The organism is Streptomyces nidicola (assembly GCF_050106155.1).
In the GTDB taxonomy this organism is placed as follows: domain Bacteria; phylum Actinomycetota; class Actinomycetes; order Streptomycetales; family Streptomycetaceae; genus Streptomyces.
Genome location: NZ_JBNBPI010000001.1, coordinates 7,392,560 through 7,410,600 on the forward strand (window position 1 = coordinate 7,392,560; position 18,041 = coordinate 7,410,600).

Annotated in this window: 17 protein-coding genes; 15 read left to right on the plus strand and 2 right to left on the minus strand. The window is 71.7% G+C overall.

Annotation, left to right across the window (positions count from 1 at the left end; genetic code table 11):
* The first annotated feature begins 52 nt into the window (after positions 1–52).
* The 8 genes from ACOKM3_RS33445 to ACOKM3_RS33480 all read left to right on the plus strand — a co-directional run bounded on the left by ACOKM3_RS33445 (position 53) and on the right by ACOKM3_RS33480 (position 8,627).
* Positions 53–1,159 (plus strand): quinone-dependent dihydroorotate dehydrogenase, encoded by a 1,107-nt coding sequence (locus ACOKM3_RS33445; protein WP_426904971.1) that lies wholly within the window; start codon positions 53–55, stop codon positions 1,157–1,159.
* Positions 1,156–2,001, plus strand: a complete 846-nt coding sequence (pyrF, locus tag ACOKM3_RS33450; RefSeq protein WP_426904972.1) for an orotidine-5'-phosphate decarboxylase — start codon at positions 1,156–1,158, stop codon at positions 1,999–2,001. The genes ACOKM3_RS33445 and pyrF overlap by 4 nt, the downstream gene beginning before the upstream one ends.
* 279 nt (positions 2,002–2,280) lie before the next feature.
* Positions 2,281–2,604, plus strand: a complete 324-nt coding sequence (locus ACOKM3_RS33455) for an integration host factor (RefSeq protein ID WP_026246651.1) — start codon at positions 2,281–2,283, stop codon at positions 2,602–2,604.
* 72 nt (positions 2,605–2,676) lie between these two features.
* A complete protein-coding gene (gmk, locus tag ACOKM3_RS33460; protein WP_426904973.1) occupies positions 2,677–3,234 on the plus strand; it encodes a guanylate kinase in 558 nt (185 codons plus the stop codon).
* A 26-nt stretch (positions 3,235–3,260) separates the two neighbouring features.
* The gene (gene rpoZ, locus ACOKM3_RS33465) at positions 3,261–3,533 is read left to right on the plus strand and encodes a DNA-directed RNA polymerase subunit omega (protein WP_385763087.1); all 273 of its coding nucleotides are present in this window, start codon (positions 3,261–3,263) and stop codon (positions 3,531–3,533) included.
* 58 nt (positions 3,534–3,591) lie between these two features.
* Entirely contained in the window at positions 3,592–4,863 is a 1,272-nt protein-coding gene (gene coaBC / locus ACOKM3_RS33470; protein ID WP_426904974.1) for a bifunctional phosphopantothenoylcysteine decarboxylase/phosphopantothenate--cysteine ligase CoaBC, read from the plus strand.
* 291 nt (positions 4,864–5,154) lie between these two features.
* Positions 5,155–6,363, plus strand: a complete 1,209-nt coding sequence (gene metK, locus ACOKM3_RS33475; protein WP_426904975.1) for a methionine adenosyltransferase — start codon at positions 5,155–5,157, stop codon at positions 6,361–6,363.
* 122 nt (positions 6,364–6,485) lie between these two features.
* The gene (locus tag ACOKM3_RS33480) at positions 6,486–8,627 is read left to right on the plus strand and encodes a primosomal protein N' (RefSeq protein ID WP_426904976.1); all 2,142 of its coding nucleotides are present in this window, start codon (positions 6,486–6,488) and stop codon (positions 8,625–8,627) included.
* Between the two features lie 131 nt (positions 8,628–8,758).
* On the opposite strand, the gene ACOKM3_RS33485 is transcribed toward ACOKM3_RS33480, so the two are convergent.
* Positions 8,759–9,334, minus strand: coding sequence for a hypothetical protein (locus ACOKM3_RS33485; RefSeq protein ID WP_426904977.1), 576 nt, complete (start codon positions 9,332–9,334; stop codon positions 8,759–8,761).
* A gap of 281 nt (positions 9,335–9,615) precedes the next feature.
* Between ACOKM3_RS33485 and fmt the strand changes: the two genes are divergently transcribed.
* Together fmt and ACOKM3_RS33495 are read left to right on the plus strand one after the other, a co-directional pair.
* Positions 9,616–10,545 (plus strand): methionyl-tRNA formyltransferase, encoded by a 930-nt coding sequence (gene fmt / locus ACOKM3_RS33490; RefSeq protein WP_426904978.1) that lies wholly within the window; start codon positions 9,616–9,618, stop codon positions 10,543–10,545.
* A gap of 129 nt (positions 10,546–10,674) precedes the next feature.
* The gene (locus tag ACOKM3_RS33495; protein WP_426904979.1) at positions 10,675–12,105 is read left to right on the plus strand and encodes an RsmB/NOP family class I SAM-dependent RNA methyltransferase; all 1,431 of its coding nucleotides are present in this window, start codon (positions 10,675–10,677) and stop codon (positions 12,103–12,105) included.
* A gap of 57 nt (positions 12,106–12,162) precedes the next feature.
* On the opposite strand, the gene ACOKM3_RS33500 is transcribed toward ACOKM3_RS33495, so the two are convergent.
* Entirely contained in the window at positions 12,163–14,286 is a 2,124-nt protein-coding gene (locus tag ACOKM3_RS33500; protein WP_426904980.1) for an MMPL family transporter, read from the minus strand.
* 182 nt (positions 14,287–14,468) lie between these two features.
* On the opposite strand from ACOKM3_RS33500, the gene rpe reads away from it, so the two are divergent.
* The 5 genes from rpe (at position 14,469) to ACOKM3_RS33525 (ending at position 18,014) form a co-directional block, all read left to right on the plus strand.
* Positions 14,469–15,155 carry a ribulose-phosphate 3-epimerase gene (gene rpe, locus ACOKM3_RS33505; RefSeq protein WP_385763103.1) on the plus strand — a complete coding sequence of 229 codons (687 nt, stop codon included), beginning with the start codon at positions 14,469–14,471 and terminating at the stop codon, positions 15,153–15,155.
* Positions 15,156–15,365: 210 nt separating this feature from the next.
* A complete protein-coding gene (locus tag ACOKM3_RS33510) occupies positions 15,366–16,349 on the plus strand; it encodes a sugar-binding transcriptional regulator (RefSeq protein ID WP_425841928.1) in 984 nt (327 codons plus the stop codon).
* A 105-nt stretch (positions 16,350–16,454) separates the two neighbouring features.
* Positions 16,455–16,838, plus strand: coding sequence for a guanyl-specific ribonuclease (locus ACOKM3_RS33515; RefSeq protein WP_426904981.1), 384 nt, complete (start codon positions 16,455–16,457; stop codon positions 16,836–16,838).
* A complete protein-coding gene (locus ACOKM3_RS33520) occupies positions 16,835–17,170 on the plus strand; it encodes a barstar family protein (protein ID WP_426904982.1) in 336 nt (111 codons plus the stop codon). The genes ACOKM3_RS33515 and ACOKM3_RS33520 overlap by 4 nt, the downstream gene beginning before the upstream one ends.
* Positions 17,171–17,228: 58 nt before the next feature.
* Positions 17,229–18,014, plus strand: a complete 786-nt coding sequence (locus tag ACOKM3_RS33525) for an IclR family transcriptional regulator (RefSeq protein WP_426904983.1) — start codon at positions 17,229–17,231, stop codon at positions 18,012–18,014.
* Positions 18,015–18,041: the final 27 nt, after the last annotated feature.

Below are 18,041 nucleotides of genomic sequence, written 5' to 3' on the forward strand. Positions count from 1 at the left end.
GTCCCCCTCTTCATGAGGCCACCGCCTCATGAGGACCTATAGGACTTCAGGCATGTACAAGCTGTTCTTCAACCTCGTCTTCAAGCGCATGGACCCCGAGAAGGCCCACTACCTGGCCTTCCGCTGGATCCGTCTCGCGGCCCGCACGCCCGTTCTGCGCACCTTCGTAGCCGCGTATCTCGCGCCGCGCTACAAGGAGCTGCGTACGGAAGCCCTGGGCCTTCGTATGCACGGCCCCTTCGGCCTGGCCGCCGGCTTCGACAAGAACGCCATCGCGATCGACGGCATGTCGATGCTCGGCTTCGACCACGTCGAGATCGGCACCGTCACGGGCGAGGCCCAGCCGGGCAACCCCAAGAAGCGCCTGTTCCGCCTCGTGCAGGACCGCGCGCTCATCAACCGCATGGGCTTCAACAACGAGGGTTCGCTGGCCGTGGCGGCCCGCCTGGCCTCCCGCAACCCCGTCTTCAAGACCACGGTCGGCGTGAACATCGGCAAGACCAAGGTCGTGCCGGAGGCCGAGGCCGCCGCCGACTACGTGAAGTCGACCGAGCGGCTCGCCGCGTTCGCCGACTACCTCGTCGTGAACGTGTCCTCGCCGAACACGCCGGGCCTGCGCAACCTCCAGGCCACCGAGGCGCTGCGGCCGCTGCTCACCGCCGTGCGCGAGGCGGCGGACCGCACCGTGAAGTCGCGCCGCGTCCCCCTCCTCGTGAAGATCGCGCCCGACCTCGCCGACGAGGACATCGACGCGGTCGCCGACCTGGCCGTGGAGCTCGGCCTCGACGGCATCATCGCCACGAACACGACGATCACCCGCGAGGGCCTCGCCACCAAGGGCGACGTCGTGAACGAGACCGGCGGCCTGTCCGGCGCGCCCCTCAAGGAGCGTTCCCTGGAGGTCCTGAGGCGCCTGTACGCGCGCGTGGGCGACCGGATCACGCTCGTGGGCGTCGGGGGCATCGAGAACGCCGAGGACGCCTGGCAGCGCATCCTCGCCGGTGCCACGCTCGTCCAGGGCTACTCGGCCTTCATCTACGAAGGCCCCTGCTATGCCCGCGCGATCCACAAGGGACTCGCCGCCCGCCTGAACGACTCCCCGTACGCCACGCTCGCCGACGCGATCGGCGCCGATGTCAGGAAGAAGGCTTCCGCATGAGTGCGATGGACCCCTTCGGCGCACGCCTGCGCCGCGTCATGGACGAGCGCGGTCCGCTGTGCGTCGGCATCGACCCGCACGCCGCCCTGCTGTCCTCCTGGGGCCTGAACGACGACATCGCGGGCCTGGAGACCTTCACGCGCGCGTGCGTCGAGGCGCTGGCCGACACGGTCGCCGTGGTGAAGCCGCAGATGGCGTTCTTCGAGCGGTTCGGCTCGCGGGGCGTCGCGGTCCTGGAGAAGGCGGTCGCCGACCTGCGCGCCGCCGGGACCCTCGTCGTCATGGACGCCAAGCGCGGCGACATCGGCTCGACCATGGCCGCGTACGCGGAGACCTACCTGCGCAAGGACTCCCCGCTGTTCGTGGACGCCCTGACCGTCTCGCCGTACCTCGGCTACGGGTCCCTGAAGCCGGCCGTCGACCTGGCGCGCGAGTCCGGGGCGGGCCTCTTCGTTCTCGCGCTCACCTCGAACCCCGAGGGTGGCGAGGTCCAGCACGCGGTCCGCGCCGACGGGCGCAACGTAGGGGCGACGATGCTCGCGCACCTCGCCGAGGAGAACGCGGGGGAGGACCCCATGGGCTCCTTCGGAGCCGTGGTCGGCGCGACGCTCGGCGATCTGTCCTCCTACGAGCTCGACATCAACGGCCCGCTCCTCGCCCCCGGCATCGGGGCGCAGGGTGCCACGGCGGCCGATCTCCCGTCCGTGTTCGGCTCCGCCGTGCGCAATGTCGTACCGAATGTGAGCCGTGGAGTTCTCAAGGCGGGGCCCTCGGTCGCCGCCCTTCGGGACGCCTCCGTGCGGTTCGCGGACGAGGTGCGCGAGGCCGTCGCGGGGGCCTGACGCGAGAGGTTTAGAGGTGGCACTCCGTGCCGACCTTGGGTTTTGCGTCCGAATCCTGTCCTGTTTAGCGGTCGATTTGTCCAGAATGTACGGCTCGACAGAGGCTGACCAGGACTTTTCGTCTGTTCTCGCTGACTCTGGCGGCCATGCCCGCTAGTCTCCGTCGAGAGTCAACGGTCAACTGCACGCCAGCGGGTTGTTCGTTGCTCACCAGGTGTGGGGCGACTAGGTTCCTCACCGGTCCGTATCCGACAGTTCGACATCCGAGGTGACGTAGGCGTGGCTCTTCCGCCCCTTACCCCTGAACAGCGCGCAGCCGCGCTCGAAAAGGCCGCCGCGGCTCGCCGGGAGCGGGCCGAGGTCAAGAATCGACTCAAGCACTCCGGCGCCTCCCTCCACGAGGTCATCAAGCAGGGCCAGGAGAACGACGTCATCGGAAAGATGAAGGTCTCCGCCCTCCTGGAGTCCCTGCCGGGCGTGGGCAAGGTCCGCGCCAAGCAGATCATGGAGCGGCTCGGGATCTCCGAATCCCGCCGGGTGCGCGGTCTCGGTTCCAACCAGATCGCCTCCCTGGAGCGCGAGTTCGGCAGCACCGGAGCCTGAGCGGCCGAGCCCGCCCCGGGGTGATTCCCGGGGCTGGTCCGGGCACTCCGGAACAACTGGAATAATCGCTGCATGAGTGAACGTCCGCGGCTGACCGTGCTCTCCGGCCCCTCGGGGGTCGGCAAGAGCACGGTTGTCGCCCATATGCGCAAGGAACACCCCGAGGTCTGGCTCTCGGTGTCGGCCACGACCCGCAAGCCGCGCCCCGGCGAGCAGCACGGTGTCCAGTACTTCTTCGTCACCGACGAGGAAATGGACAAGCTGATCGCCAACGGTGAGCTCCTCGAGTGGGCCGAGTTCGCGGGGAACCGATACGGCACCCCGCGCCGGGCCGTGCTCGACCGCCTCGAGGCGGGGGAGCCGGTGCTGCTCGAGATCGACCTCCAGGGTGCACGCCTGGTCCGGGAGTCGATGCCCGAGGCGCAGCTGGTCTTTCTGGCCCCTCCGAGCTGGGAAGAGCTGGTCCGCCGGCTCACCGGGCGCGGTACGGAGGCGCCGGAGGTCATCGAGCGCCGTCTCGCGGCAGCCAAGGTGGAGCTCGCCGCCGAGTCGGAGTTCGACACCACCCTTGTCAATACCTCCGTCGAGGGTGTGGCCCGTGAGCTGCTAGCCTTGATGAAAGTTCTTTGATCTTTAACCCCATCGGAAGGCAGAGAGTGTCCTCTACCATCACCGCGCCCGAGGGCATCATCAACCCGCCGATTGATGAGCTCCTCGAGGCCACCGACTCGAAGTACAGCCTGGTCATCTACGCCGCCAAGCGCGCGCGTCAGATCAACGCGTACTACTCGCAGCTCGGTGAGGGCCTGCTCGAGTACGTCGGCCCGCTGGTGGACACGCACGTCCACGAGAAGCCGCTCTCGATCGCTCTTCGTGAGATCAACGCGGGTCTGCTGACGTCCGAGGCCATCGAGGGCCCGGTTCAGTAAAGCTCGTAGTTTCGGTACTTCAGGCCCGGCAGCACAGCTGTCGGGCCTGTGGTGTGTCATGGAGTCGTACGTCTTTTCGTTCGTACGTGTTCGAGTCAGGGGAGAACCGGTGTCGTCGAAGCCGAAGGTCGTTCTGGGGGTCAGCGGCGGAATCGCCGCCTACAAGGCGTGTGAGCTGCTGCGTCGACTGACGGAGTCCGGCCACGACGTGCGCGTCGTGCCGACCGAATCGGCGCTCCACTTCGTCGGCGCCGCGACCTGGTCGGCACTCTCCGGCAACCCGGTCTCGACAGAGGTCTGGGACTCGGTCCACGAGGTGCCGCACGTACGCATCGGCCAGCACGCGGACCTCGTGATCGTCGCGCCGGCCACCGCCGACATGCTCGCCAAGGCGGCCCACGGGCTCGCCGACGACCTCCTGACGAACACGCTCCTCACCGCCCGATGTCCGGTCGTCTTCGCCCCGGCGATGCACACCGAGATGTGGGAGCACCCGGCCACCCAGGAGAACGTCGCCACGCTGCGCCGCCGCGGCGCCCTCGTCATCGAGCCGGCCGTCGGCCGCCTCACGGGCGTCGACACCGGCAAGGGCCGCTTCCCCGACCCGGCGGAGATCTTCGAGTACGCACGCCGGGTGCTCGCGCGCGGCGACGCCCCGCAGGACCTCGCCGGCCGCCACGTGGTCGTCAGCGCCGGCGGCACCCGCGAGCCCCTCGACCCGGTCCGCTTCCTCGGCAACCGCTCCTCCGGGAAGCAGGGCTACGCGCTCGCCCGCACGGCGGCGGCGCGCGGCGCCCGCGTCACGCTGCTCTCCGCGAACGCGGACCTGCCGGATCCGGCGGGCGTCGACGTCGTCCACGTAGGAACGGCCGTGCAGCTGCGCGAGGCGGCCCTCAAGGCGGCCGCCGACGCCGACGCGGTGGTCATGGCCGCGGCCGTCGCCGACTTCCGCCCGGAGGCGTACGCCACCGGGAAGATCAAGAAGAAGGACGGCGAGGAGCCGGCGCCGATCGTCCTCGTGCGCAACCCGGACATCCTCGCCGAGCTGTCCGCCGACCGGGCCCGACCGGGCCAGATCGTCGTCGGCTTCGCGGCGGAGACCGACGACGTCCTCGCGAACGGCCGCGCCAAGCTCGCCCGCAAGGGCTGCGACCTGCTCGTCGTCAACGAGGTGGGGGAGCGCAAGACCTTCGGCTCCGAGGAGAACGAGGCCGTGATCCTGGGCGCCGACGGGCACGAGACGCCCGTCCCCCACGGCCCGAAGGAAGCGCTCGCCGACCACGTCTGGGACGAGACGGCGCGCCGTCTCGCAGCTGCGACGAACGGCTGAATCTTTGCGTAACACGCGCGGAACCGCACCGGTGCGTGAAATTCACATCCGGCACTCCTGACGCAAGGAAAGCCCGAAAACACGCCAATTTCGGGCGAGCAGTACCCTTCCGAAGACCGATCGTCGTATCGCAGAATGCGGTGTCGCAGGTCACAGCACTCCCAGTGGGCGAGACACGTGACCCGGCGGCCGAGTACGACCGATAAACTGTTCCCGGACGGTGCCGGGCGCAGCCCCCCGCACCAACCGTCAAATGATCAGCCAGCAGCCGCTGCAACCACAGGGAGCGTTGTGTCCCGTCGCCTGTTCACCTCGGAGTCCGTGACCGAGGGTCACCCCGACAAGATCGCTGACCAGATCAGCGACACCATTCTCGATGCGCTGCTGCGCGAGGACCCCTCGTCCCGCGTCGCCGTCGAGACGCTGATCACCACTGGCCTCGTGCACGTCGCCGGCGAGGTGACCACGAAGGCGTACGCGCCGATCGCGCAGCTCGTGCGCGACAAGATCCTCGAGATCGGCTACGACTCGTCGAAGAAGGGCTTCGACGGCGCCTCCTGCGGCGTCTCGGTCTCCATCGGCTCGCAGTCGCCCGACATCGCGCAGGGTGTCGACACGGCGTACGAGAAGCGCGTCGAAGGCGATGAGGACGAGCTCGACAAGCAGGGCGCGGGCGACCAGGGCCTGATGTTCGGCTACGCGTGCGACGAGACGCCGGAGCTCATGCCGCTCCCGATCCACCTCGCGCACCGCCTCTCGCGCCGCCTCTCCGAGGTGCGCAAGAACGGGACGATCCCCTACCTGCGCCCCGACGGCAAGACCCAGGTCACCATCGAGTACGACGGCGACAAGGCGGTCCGTCTGGACACGGTCGTGGTCTCCTCGCAGCACGCGAGCGACATCGACCTGGACTCGCTCCTCGCCCCCGACATCCGCGAGTTCGTGGTGGAGCCGGAGCTGAAGGCGCTGCTCGACGACGGCATCAAGCTGGAGACCGAGAACTACCGCCTGCTGGTCAACCCGACCGGACGCTTCGAGATCGGCGGCCCGATGGGCGACGCCGGTCTGACCGGCCGCAAGATCATCATCGACACCTACGGCGGCTACGCCCGCCACGGTGGCGGCGCCTTCTCCGGCAAGGACCCGTCCAAGGTCGACCGCTCGGCCGCGTACGCGATGCGCTGGGTCGCCAAGAACGTGGTGGCCTCGGGTCTCGCCGCGCGCTGCGAGGTCCAGGTCGCGTACGCGATCGGCAAGGCCGAGCCGGTCGGTCTCTTCGTGGAGACCTTCGGTACGGCGACGATCGACACGGACAAGATCGAGGCCGCGATCTCCGAGGTCTTCGACCTCCGCCCGGCCGCGATCATCCGCGACCTCGACCTGCTGCGTCCGATCTACTCCCAGACGGCCGCGTACGGCCACTTCGGGCGCGCGCTGCCCGACTTCACGTGGGAGAAGACCGACCGCGTGGACGCGCTGCGCAAGGCCGCGGGCCTGTAGGCCTCAGGTTTTTTGATCGGTCCGAAGGGCCCGGTTCTCCTTGGGGAGGGCCGGGCCCTTCGGCGTTCCCGGGCCTTCGCGGGGCGGGCCGGGTGTCAGTCCCCTCTGGTAGGAATGCACGTGTGAGCAGCGAGAACGACAGGGGCGACGAGGGCGGGGAGCCGGAGCAGCTTGCGTTGATCCGGGAGAGCGTGCGGGCTGCCAAGGTGCCGAAGGCGAAGCCGCGGACGTGGCGGGGAGCGGCGCTGGCCGAGGAGTTGCCGGTGGCGCGGGTGCTCGTGGACAAGGGGGTGCTGCATCTCGACCGGTACTTCGAGTACGCGGTGCCGAAGGAGCTGGACGCCGCCGCGCAGCCGGGTGTGCGGGTGCGGGTGCGTTTCGGGGCGGGGAACCGGAATGTGCGGGACGGCCGGCGTGAAGGGGGTGGGCTGATTGACGGTTTTCTTGTCGAGCGGGTGGCAGAGGCCGAATATCAGGGGCCGCTCGCCGCGCTCGCGCAGGTCGTGTCGCCCGAGCCCGTGCTCGATGCGGAGTTGCTCGGACTGACCCGGGCCGTCGCCGACCGGTATGCGGGGAGCCTCGCCGATGTGCTTCAGCTCGCGATTCCGCCGCGGCATGCCAAGGCCGAGGCCCGGGAGTTCGCTGCTCCTCCGGCGCCGCCGGCGGCTCCGGAGGCCGGTTCCTGGGCGCGGTACGAGCGGGGGGCCGACTTCCTGGCTTCGCTGGCCGCGGGTGGCTCTCCGCGCGCCGTGTGGACCGCGCTGCCCGGGCCCGAGTGGGCCGACGAGATCGCTCGGGCCGTGCGGGCGACGCTCGCTTCCGGGCGGGGGGCTCTGGTCGTCGTGCCGACCGTGCGACTCGCGGCGCGCGTCGATGCCGCGCTGCGGGAGGAGTTGGGGGAGGGGCAGCATGCTCTGCTGACGGCCGATGCCGGGCAGCAGCGGCGGTATTCCGAGTGGCTCGCCGTGCGGCGGGGGGCCGTGCGGGCCGTCGTCGGGACGCGGGCGGCCATGTTCGCTCCCGTACGGGATCTGGGACTCGTCGTCGTGTGGGAGGACGGGGACCAGCACCACAGCGACGATCACGCGCCCTTCCCGCATGTGCGGGAGGTCCTGGAGCTGCGGGCCACGCGCGACAAGTGCGCGTTCCTGCTGGGGAGTTGGAGCTGCACGGTCGAGGCCGCCCAGCTGGTGCGCAGCGGCTGGGCCGCCGCCGTGAGCGCGCCGCGGGACGTCGTACGCCGGGTCGCTCCGCTCGTACGCACCGTGGGGGACCGGGACGTCGCGCGCGACGAGGCGGCGCGGGCCGCCCGGTTGCCGAGTCTCGCGTGGGAGGTGGCGCGGACCGCGTTGCGCGAGGGGCCCGTGCTGGTGCAGGTGCCGAGGCGGGGGTACGTGCCGCGGCTCGCGTGTCAGCGGTGTCGTGAGCCCGCCCGGTGCCGGCAGTGCGCGGGGCCGTTGGAGGCGCGGGAGGCGACCGGGGTGCTCGCGTGCGGGTGGTGCGGGCGCGAGGAGGGGCGCTGGCAGTGCGCCGAGTGCGGGGGGACGCGGTTGCGGGCGCAGGTCGTCGGGGCGCGGCGCACCGCCGAGGAGTTGGGGCGGGCGTTCTCCACGGTGCCGGTGCGGACGTCGGGGCGTGAGCAGGTGCTCGGCACGGTTCCGGGGACGCCCGCGCTCGTCGTGAGTACGCCGGGGGCCGAGCCGGTCGCCGAGGGCGGGTACGCGGCGGCGCTGCTGCTCGACGGGTGGGCGATGCTGGGGCGGGCCGATCTGCGGGCGGGGGAGGAGGCGCTGCGGCGGTGGATCGCGGCGTCCGCGCTGGTGCGGCCGCAGGAGGTGGGCGGCGCCGTGGTCGTGGTCGCCGAGCCGACGTTGCGGCCCGTGCAGGCGCTGGTGCGGTGGGACCCGGTGGGGCACGCGGTGCGGGAGCTCGCGGACCGGGCCGAGCTCGGGTTTCCGCCCGTGTCACGGATGGCGGCGGTCACGGGGACGGCGGAGGCGGTCGCCGGGTTCATGGGGGCGGTGGAACTGCCGGGGGACGCCGAGGTGTTGGGGCCCGTGCCGGTGCCCGAGGCGATACCGGGTGGCGGGCGTCGGGGCGGGGGCCCGCCGGCCGGGGAGCAGTGGGAGCGGGTGCTGGTGCGGGTGCCGCCGGGCAGCGGCTCCGTGCTCGCGCGTGCCCTGAAGCAGGCGCAGGCGGCGCGGATGGCGCGGGGGGCGGGCGAGCCCGTACGGGTCAGGGTGGATCCGCTCGACATCGGGTGAGCGGGCGGCGGTCGACGCCGTCCGCCCCGTTGCGCGGCGCGAGCGAAGTGGCAGTCACATGCCGCTGCCTCCCCGTACGCGACCTGGCGTACGCGGAGGCAGCGGCATGTGGCGCCGCGATCAGTCGCGGCTCAGCCGTGGCGCGGGCCGGGGAAGGCGCTGGGACGCGCGTCGTCGCGCAGGCCCGTGGTGCTCGCGGTCGGCTGGGCGGGCAGCGCGCGGGCGGCGGGGACCGCCGACAGCGGGCCCGCGCCCATCGGCACGGCGGGACGCGTGGCCCCCGCCGGGGACGGCACGGCGGGCGTCGGCGACGCCGGGACCTCCGCACCGCGCTCGGCCTCGGCCGCCGCCTGGGTGGCCGCCCTGCGCGCCCCGTACCTGCGGTGGACCGCCTGCTTGGTGACGCCGAGCGCGGAGCCCACCGCGTCCCAGGAGAAGCCCAGCGAACGGTCGAAGTCCACGGCTGCGGTGACCAACGTCTCGACGCTGTCGCGCAGTTCCTGGGCGAGACGGACGGTGGGGGCGGGCGCCCTCCCGTAGACGACGAACCCCGCGGAGGGGCCTGAGCGGCGCGGGCGGTAGACGTTGCCCAGCTGTGCGGTGAGGGTGCGCAGTGCGTCCACCTGACGGCGGACCCGCTCGATGTCCCGCACAAGAAGATGCAGGCTGGCCCGTGCCTGGGCGTCGTGGGTTGCGTGGTCGGCCATGAACAAGCCTCTCGAACCGGCGATGAAAAAGGATCGGGCCACGCTCGCGTCAAGCGACACCGACGAAGACGAGTGAGCGATGACGGATGACTGATTGCGGCCCATGACTGGTCAACTCTTTCTTGACCAACGCGCCATCCGGTGTGGGGTCACGCTGTTCGGGCGCATCCGCATATGCGAGGGGCGCACGTCACGACGTGCGCCCCGTACGCGCCCGCCACCCGGCGCCCATAGACTGGTGCGCTGCCCGTGACCCTGCCCCGAGAGGCTGTACGCCACCGATGAAGCTCGTCTTCGCAGGCACCCCCGAGGTCGCCGTTCCCGCCCTGGACGCCCTGATCGCCTCCGACCGGCACGAGGTCGCCGCGGTCGTCACCCGGCCCGACGCACCGGCGGGGCGCGGCCGTCGACTGGTCGCGAGCCCGGTCGCCCAGCGGGCCGAGGAGGCCGGCATCGAGGTGCTCAAGCCGGCCAAGCCGCGCGACGAGGAGTTCCTGGCGAGGCTGCGGGAGATCGCTCCCGACTGCTGCCCGGTCGTCGCGTACGGGGCGCTGCTCCCGAAGACCGCGCTCGACGTGCCCGCCCACGGCTGGGTCAATCTGCACTTCTCGCTGCTGCCCGCGTGGCGGGGCGCCGCGCCCGTGCAGCACGCGGTGATGGCGGGTGACGAGATCACCGGCGCGTCCACGTTCCTCATCGAGGAGGGGCTCGACTCCGGGCCCGTGTACGGGACGGTGACCGAGGCGGTCCGTGCCACCGACACCAGCGGCGACCTGCTGACGCGGCTCGCGTTCGCGGGCGCCGGGCTGCTCTCCGCGACGATGGACGGGATCGAGGACGGCACGATCGAGGCCGTGCCGCAGCCCGCCGACGGCGTCACCCTCGCGCCGAAGATCACCGTGGAGGACGCCCGGATCGACTGGAGCGCGCCGGCCCTGCGGGTCGACCGGGTCGTCCGTGGCTGCACGCCCGCGCCGGGCGCCTGGACCGAGTTCCGCGGCGAGCGGCTCAAGGTGCGCACGGCCGTCCTCGCGCCCGACCGGACCGACCTGGCGCCGGGCGAGATCAGCGCCGGCAAGAAGAACCTCTACGTAGGCACCGGTTCGCACGCCGTCGAGCTGCTCTGGGTGCAGGCGCAGGGCAAGAAGCCGATGGCCGCGGCGGACTGGGCGCGGGGCACCCGGATCGCCGAGGGGGAGACCCTGGGCTGACGCCGGGTCGGGGCCCGGGCCGGACGGGCCCACGAGGACCGCTGTCGGCGCCGGGACGTACCCTGGGAGGGTTCATCCCGGCGTACGACCCGTGCGTAGCGCCCGTACGATCCCAGCAGCGGAGCACCTTTGAGCGACCAGCCCGGCCGGCCCCCTCGTAAGCCCGGCAAGCCCCACCGTCGTCCCAAGAAGGACCCCGTGCGCATCCTCGCCTTCGAGGCGTTGCGCGCGGTGGACGAGCGGGACGCGTACGCGAACCTCGTGCTGCCGCCGCTGCTGCGCAAGGCCCGCGAGAAGGGCGACTTCGACGGGCGCGACGCGGCGCTCGCGACCGAGCTCGTGTACGGGACGCTGCGCAGGCAGGGGACGTACGACGCGATCGTGGCGGCCTGTATCGACCGGCCGCTGCGCGAGGTCGATCCGCCCGTTCTGGACGTCTTGAACCTCGGCGTGCATCAGCTGCTCGGGACGCGGATCCCGACGCACGCCGCCGTGTCCGCGTCGGTCGAGCTGGCGCGCGTCGTGCTCGGTGACGGGCGGGCCAAGTTCGTCAACGCCGTGCTGCGGAAGGTCTCGCAGCACGATCTCGACGCGTGGGTCGAGCGGGTCGCGCCGCCGTACGACGAGGACCCCGACGACCATCTGGCCGTGGTGCATTCGCATCCGCGATGGGTCGTCTCCGCCTTGTGGGACTCGCTGGGCGGTGGCCGTGCCGGGATCGAGGACCTGCTGGAGGCCGACAACGAGCGGCCCGAGGTCACGCTCGTGGCGAGGCCCGGGCGGACCACCGCCGAGGCCGTACTCGCCGAGGTGGGCGAGGAGTCGGCGCTTCCGGGGCGCTGGTCGCCGTACGCCGTGCGGCTCGCCGAGGGTGGTGAGCCGGGCTCGTTCGACATCGTGAAGTCGGGGCGGGCCGGCGTGCAGGACGAGGGCAGCCAGCTGGTGGCCATTGCGCTGGCGAACGCTCCGGTCGAGGGCCGTGACGAGAAGTGGCTCGACGGTTGCGCGGGTCCCGGTGGCAAGGCGGCCATGCTCGCCGGGCTCGCCGCCGAGCGCGGCGCGACGCTGCTCGCGTCGGAGAAGCAGCCGCACCGCGCCGGGCTCGTCGCGAAGGCGCTGGCCGGGAACCCGGGGCCCTACCAGGTGATCGCCGCGGACGGCACGCGGCCGCCGTGGGGACCCGGGACGTTCGACCGGATCCTGATGGACGTGCCCTGCACCGGACTTGGCGCGCTGCGGCGGCGCCCGGAGGCGCGGTGGCGGCGGCGTCCCGAGGACCTGGAGGGGTTCGCTCCGCTGCAGCGGGGGTTGCTGCGCAAGGCGCTCGAGTCCGTGCGGGTCGGGGGTGTCGTGGGGTACGCGACGTGCTCGCCGCATCTCGCGGAGACGCGGGCGGTCGTCGAGGACGTGCTGAAGGGGGTCGGCGGGGCCGAACTCATTGATGCGCGGCCTCTGTTGGAGGGTGTGCCGGGGCTCGGGGAGGGGCCGGATGTGCAGCTCTGGCCGCATCTGCATGGGACCGACGCGATGTATTTGGCGTTGATTCGGCGTACCGCGTAGGTCTTGTTGCGGGTGACCGGGGCTGACGACTCGGGGCTCTGCCCCGGGCCCCGCGCCTCAATCGCCGGCGGGGCTATTTTTGGTCACCTTGGACAGCTTGTGCGGCCACCAGACCTTTGGGCCCACGTCCAGGAACAGGGCTGTCACCAGGACGGACCTGACCACGAATGTGTCCAGGAGCACGCCGATCGCCACCGCGAAGCCGATCTCCGCGAAGGCGACCATGGGGAGCGTGCCGAGGGCCGCGAAGGTGCCCGCGAGGACCAGGCCCGCCGACGTGATCACCGCGCCGGTCGCGGCCAGGCCCGTGACGACGCCGGGGCGTGTGCCCTGGCGCGCGGCCTCCTCACGGATGCGGGTCGTGAGGAAGATGTTGTAGTCGATGCCGAGCGCCACCAGGAACACGAAGACGAAGAGCGGGAAGTCCGTCGACTCGCCCGCGTAGTCGAAGAGGTGGCGGAAGGCGAGCGCGCTGATGCCGAGGGCCGCCGCGAAGGACAGGACGACCGTCCCGATCAGCAACAAGGGTGCCACCAGGGCCCGTAGCAGCAGGCACAGGATCAGCAGGACGACCACCAGGACGAGTGGGATCACCAGCTTGTTGTCGTGCGCCGTCGCCCGGTCCATGTCGAGCAGCGCCGCCGTGCCGCCGCCCACCTTGGCGTCCGCCCCGTCCACGGCGTGCACCGCCTCGCGGACCCGGTCCACGGTGTCCTTGGCGGCCTGGCTGTCGGCGGGCGCGGTCGTCGTCGCCTCGAACAGGACCCGGCCGTCGGCCTGGGGTTTCGTGTTCGGAGGTACGCCGATGCTGCCGCGTACGACGCCGTCCGTAGCGGCGACGGCGCGACGCACCTCCAGGCCCTGCCCCTGGTCCGCGACGATGACGAGCGGGTCGCCGGCGCCCGCGGGGAAGTACTCCGCCGAGACCTCCTGTCCCACGATCGAGTCGGGTTTGTCGGTGAACGAGTCGGCGTTGCTGATGCCCTCCGCCTTCAACTGGATCAGGCCGAGCGAGAGCAGGGCGAGCGCCACCGCCGTCACGCACCAGATCAGGCGCGGGCGGCGCGCGATCCGCTGCCCGGTGCGCGCCCACACGCCGCGCTCGGTGGGCTCCGCGCTGCCCATGTGCGGGATCAGCGGCCAGAAGATCCAGCGGCCGAAGATCACGAGCAGGGCGGGGAACAGGGTCAGCATCGCGAGCAGGGCGACGGCGACCCCGATCGCGGCGACCGGGCCGAGCCCCCGCGTCGAGTTCATCTCGGCGGTGAGCAGCATCAGCATGCTGAGCACCACGGTCGCGCCGGAGGCCAGGACCGCCGGGCCCGCCCGGTGCAGGGCGAGCGCCATCGCCTCGTGCCGGTCCTCGTGGCGGCGGAGCTCTTCCCTGTATCGGGCGACGAGCAGCAGGGCGTAGTCCGTCCCCGCGCCGAACACGAGGACGGTGAGGATGCCTGCGCTCTGCCCGTTCACGGTGAGCCCCGCGTTCTCCGCGAGGAGATAGATCAGCGCCTGCGCGGTGAAGAGTGCCGCCACCACGCTCAGTACCGGTACGAGCAGCAGGGACGGGCTGCGGTACGTGAACAGCAGGATGACGATGACGATGCCGAGGGCCGAGAGCAGCAGCGTCGAGTCGATGCCCGAGAAGGCCTCGGAGAAGTCCGCCGACGTGCCGCCGGGACCCGTGATGTGGATCTTCAGATCGCCCACGGACGTGCCGGTCGCGTCGCGGATGGAGTCCACGGCGGGGGTGATCCGCTCGAAGCCCGTGGCGTCCATCGTGACCGGGACGTAGACCTGGGCGGCCGACGGGCCCGGCCGCTTGTCGAGGACGGGGCCGCGGGTCTCCGTGCCCCGTACCCCGTGCGCGCTCAGCTGCTTGATCTGGGCGACGTCCTTGGCGATCCGGGCGCGGTCCGCGACGGTGAGCCCGCCCTCGCGCGCGTAGATCACCACTGCAGGGATGGTCTCCGGCCTGAAGTCCTTGGAGATGTCGAGGACTTGGGTGGACTCGGCGGAGCCGGGCAGCCAGGACTGCGCGTCGTTGTCCTGTGCGTCGGTGAGTTTCTGGGCGAGCGGTGCGCTGCCCACGAGGACGACGAGCCACAGCAGGAGCACCAGCCACTTGCTGCGCCGCCCGCACACGAGTCGCGCCACTCCACGGCGCCCGGGCGCCGTGCTCACCGTGCTCCGTACGTCCGCCATGGCGTCCCCCGCTGCGTCGTGCGCGGTACTCCCGGGGGCCGACCGCCGGCCCCCGCTGCGAGCCGCCCACAATGGCACGGGCGGGCACGGCTCGGTATCGGTCTGGGGGCTTGGTCCGGACCGAGGCGGGCAACCGGCGCCGGGCATGGCACGCTTGGGTCATGGCCGTGCAGATCAACCCCAGCATCCTGTCCGCGGACTTCGCCCGCCTTGCCGACGAGGCAAAGGCCGCCGAAGGCGCCGATTGGCTCCATGTCGACGTCATGGACAACCACTTCGTCCCGAACCTGACCCTCGGGGTTCCGGTCGTAGAGTCGCTGGCGCGGGCGACGGACACCCCGCTGGACTGCCATCTGATGATCGAGGACCCCGATCGCTGGGCCCCTCAGTACGTCGAAGCGGGTGCCGGGTCCGTCACCTTCCACGCGGAGGCGGCCGCCGCCCCCGTCCGGCTCGCGCGTGAGATCCGCGCCAAGGGCGCCCGCGCCTCGATGGCCCTGAAGCCGGCGACGCCGATCGAGCCGTACGAGGACCTGCTCCCCGAACTCGACATGCTGTTGATCATGACGGTTGAGCCGGGATTCGGCGGGCAGGCGTTCCTGGACATCATGCTGCCCAAGATCCGCCGCACCCGTGAGCTGATCGGGAAGCACGGTCTGGAGCTGTGGCTGCAGGTCGACGGCGGAGTGTCCGCCGCGACGATCGAGCGGTGCGCCGAGGCGGGCGCCGACGTCTTCGTAGCCGGTTCGGCCGTCTACGGGGCGAAGGATCCGGCGGAGGCGGTACGTGCACTGCGCACCCAGGCGGAAGGCGCCACGGCGTCCGCGGCCTGGGCGTGCGACCACTGAGCCACCGGTACGTGAACGGAGTCCATCGGGGCTGATCAACCGCGTCGGATCTGCAAGGATGAACGACGTATCCAGGTTGTGAACGGCAGATGGTCCGTGAGCCGATTCGTGAGCAGCAGTCGATCTCATGACGTAAAAGAAGTTTCGTGACGTAAAAGAAGTGAGGAGAACGCCGTGTCCGCATCATCGGCGGGACGGGCGGCCCTGCGGATGGGACCCGCGGAGCTGGTGCAGGCGGCGGCCATGGCCCGTCGCTTCTACCTCGAGGGCAAGTCCAAGATCCAGATCGCCGAGGAGTTCGGCGTGAGCCGCTTCAAGGTGGCGCGGGTCCTCGAGACCGCCCTCGAGCGGGATCTCGTACGCATCGAGATCCGGGTCCCTGCCGAGCTGGACGCGGAGCGCTCCGACGCGCTGCGGGCCCGCTACGGCCTGCGGCACGCGGTCGTCGTCGAGTCGCCCGCCGAGATCGACGAGTCCTCCGACCCGGAGAACCTGGGCGAGGTCGCCGCCGATCTGCTCGGCGAGCTGGTCACCGAGGGCGATGTGCTCGGCCTCGCGTGGGGCCGCTCCACCATCCACATGGCGGCCGCCCTCGACCGGCTTCCGCCGTGCACCGTGGTGCAGTTGACGGGCGTGTACGACGCGGGGACCGCGGAGCGCGGCTCCGTGGAGGCCGTGCGGCGTGCGGCGCAGGTGTCGGGCGGTGACGCGCACCCGATCTACGCGCCGATGCTGCTGCCGGACGCCGCGACGGCGGCGGCGCTGCGCAACCAGACGGGGATCGCCCGCGCCTTCGAGTACTTCGACAAGGTCACCGTCGCGTGCGTGTCCATCGGCTCCTGGGAGCCGGGCATCTCGACCGTGCACGACATGCTCAGCGACGAGGAGCGCGCGCACTACGCGTCCCTGGGTGTCGCCGCCGAGATGTCCGCGCACCTTTTCGACGCGCAGGGCCGCCGGGTCGGGCGGGACCTCGGGGAGCGGTGCATCACCGTCGAGGCGGACCGCCTCCGGCGGATACCGGAGGTCGTGGCGATCGCGGGTGGCCAGCGGAAGGCTGCCGCCATCGACGCGGTGCTGCGGTCGGGGCTCGTGACCAGCCTGGTCACGGACACGGCTGCGGCCGACTTCTTGCTGGCGGCCGGGTCCGCGCCCAAGCCGGCATTGCAGCGGGCGGACCCCGACGGGGTGTGAGGCCGGAGGCGGGGCCGACGCCTCGGGGCTCTGCCCCGGGCCCCGCGCCTCAATCGTCGGCGGGGCTTGATCGGCTCGGTCCGTGGTTGATGGCAGCATCAGGGTATGAGGCTTCTGCTCCGTGTGGTGCTTGCCTGTCTGGTGTTGTTCGTCGGGGGGTGTGGCGGGGGCGCTGGGGAGTCGTCCGGGGACGCGCCCTCCTGGGCGCGGGGCATGGCCACCGTGTCCGCCTCCGAGCTGCCCGCCGAGGCGCGGCGCACGCTCGACCTCATCGACGCCGGCGGGCCCTTCCCGTACGAGAAGGACGGCAGCGTCTTCGGGAACTTCGAGGGTGAGCTGCCGAAGCAGCCGCGCGGCCACTACCACGAGTACACCGTCCCCACCCCGGGCGAGGACGACCGGGGCGCCCGGCGTATCGTCACCGGCCGCGACGGGGAGACGTACTACACCGATGACCACTACGAGTCGTTCAAGGCGGTGCTTCGATGAGCGGGCTGCCCGCTTCCTTTGACCAGTGGACCCTCCGCACGCTCGACCTCGACGGGATCGCGGACAAGACCGGCTTCATGGACCGGTGCGCCGCCGCTCTGGAGCTGCCCGGGTGGTTCGGGCGGAACTGGGACGCGTTGGCGGACTGCCTGTCCGATCCCGGAGTGTGGCCGGCGTCCGAGAAGGGGTTCGTGGTCGTCGTCTCCGAGTGGCGGGCGTTCGAGGGGCGCTGCCCCGACGTGTGGCGGACCGCGCTCGACGTGTTCGAGGACGCGGTCGGCCGGCGCCGGGGCGCCGAGCCCGCGCTCACCGTCCTGCTGGCGTTGCGCTGACCCGATCCCCGGTAGGGTCGTGCACTGAGCGCAAAGAGCATGCACAGGGAGGGCGCGGATGCCGGCGGATGCGGGGACCAATCAGAGCGTGGAGCGGGCGGTGGCGGTGCTGCGAGCCCTGGGGGAGGGGCGGCCGGAGCTGCGGGTGTCCGACGTCGCGGCGGCCGCGGGCCTCGGCGCTTCCACGGCGTCCCGGCTGCTCGCGACCCTGGAACAGCTCGATCTGGTCGAGCGCGACCCCGTGAGCAACCTCTACCGGCTCGGCCTGGGCACGCTGCCGCTCGCCGCTGTCGCGGTGAACCGGCACCCCGTGCACCGCGCCGCCCGCATGGTCCTGCAGCAACTGGCCGCGGCCAGCGGGCTCGGTGCCAATGTGGCCGTAAGGCGCGGGGGCCAGCTGATGTTCCTGTGCAACTTCGAGGGCGGCAAGACGCCCAAGGCCCAGACCCAGGCCGGTCACACCGCCCCCCTGCATGCCACCGGCATCGGCAAGTGCCTGCTGGCCGGGATGGGCGCGCGGGAGCGTCGCGAACTGCTCGGCGATTCCCTGGCCGGGCACACCGAGTTCACCCTCACCAAGCACGAGGACCTGGACACGGCCGTCGACGAGGTGCGCCGCAACGGGTTCGCCGTGGAGGCCGAGGAACGCGCCCTGGGCCGGGCCTCGCTGGCCGCGCCGGTGCGTGACGCCGAGGACCAGGTGGTCGCCGCGATCTCGCTGTGGGGACCGGCCTCGGAGCTGGGCCTGCCCGCGGGCGGCGAGACCCCGGACAGCCGGGCGCCGCTGGTACGGCAGGTCATCGAGGCGGCGGACGCGGTGAGCCAGGGACTCGGGGCGCGCTGAATCACTTCCACTGACGTCCACATCGTG

Excerpts from the sequence above, each read along its gene's own strand:
- pyrF (WP_426904972.1), top strand. The coding sequence starts at position 1,156 with ATGAGTGCGATGGACCCCTTCGGCGCACGCCTGCGCCGCGTCATGGAC.
- coaBC (WP_426904974.1), top strand. The coding sequence starts at position 3,592 with ATGGAGTCGTACGTCTTTTCGTTCGTACGTGTTCGAGTCAGGGGAGAA.
- ACOKM3_RS33525 (WP_426904983.1), top strand. The coding sequence starts at position 17,229 with ATGCCGGCGGATGCGGGGACCAATCAGAGCGTGGAGCGGGCGGTGGCG.
- ACOKM3_RS33520 (WP_426904982.1), top strand. The coding sequence starts at position 16,835 with ATGAGCGGGCTGCCCGCTTCCTTTGACCAGTGGACCCTCCGCACGCTC.
- ACOKM3_RS33445 (WP_426904971.1), top strand. The coding sequence starts at position 53 with ATGTACAAGCTGTTCTTCAACCTCGTCTTCAAGCGCATGGACCCCGAG.
- ACOKM3_RS33485 (WP_426904977.1), bottom strand. The coding sequence starts at position 9,334 with ATGGCCGACCACGCAACCCACGACGCCCAGGCACGGGCCAGCCTGCAT.
- ACOKM3_RS33515 (WP_426904981.1), top strand. The coding sequence starts at position 16,455 with ATGAGGCTTCTGCTCCGTGTGGTGCTTGCCTGTCTGGTGTTGTTCGTC.
- fmt (WP_426904978.1), top strand. The coding sequence starts at position 9,616 with ATGAAGCTCGTCTTCGCAGGCACCCCCGAGGTCGCCGTTCCCGCCCTG.
- ACOKM3_RS33510 (WP_425841928.1), top strand. The coding sequence starts at position 15,366 with ATGGGACCCGCGGAGCTGGTGCAGGCGGCGGCCATGGCCCGTCGCTTC.
- rpe (WP_385763103.1), top strand. The coding sequence starts at position 14,469 with ATGGCCGTGCAGATCAACCCCAGCATCCTGTCCGCGGACTTCGCCCGC.
- gmk (WP_426904973.1), top strand. The coding sequence starts at position 2,677 with ATGAGTGAACGTCCGCGGCTGACCGTGCTCTCCGGCCCCTCGGGGGTC.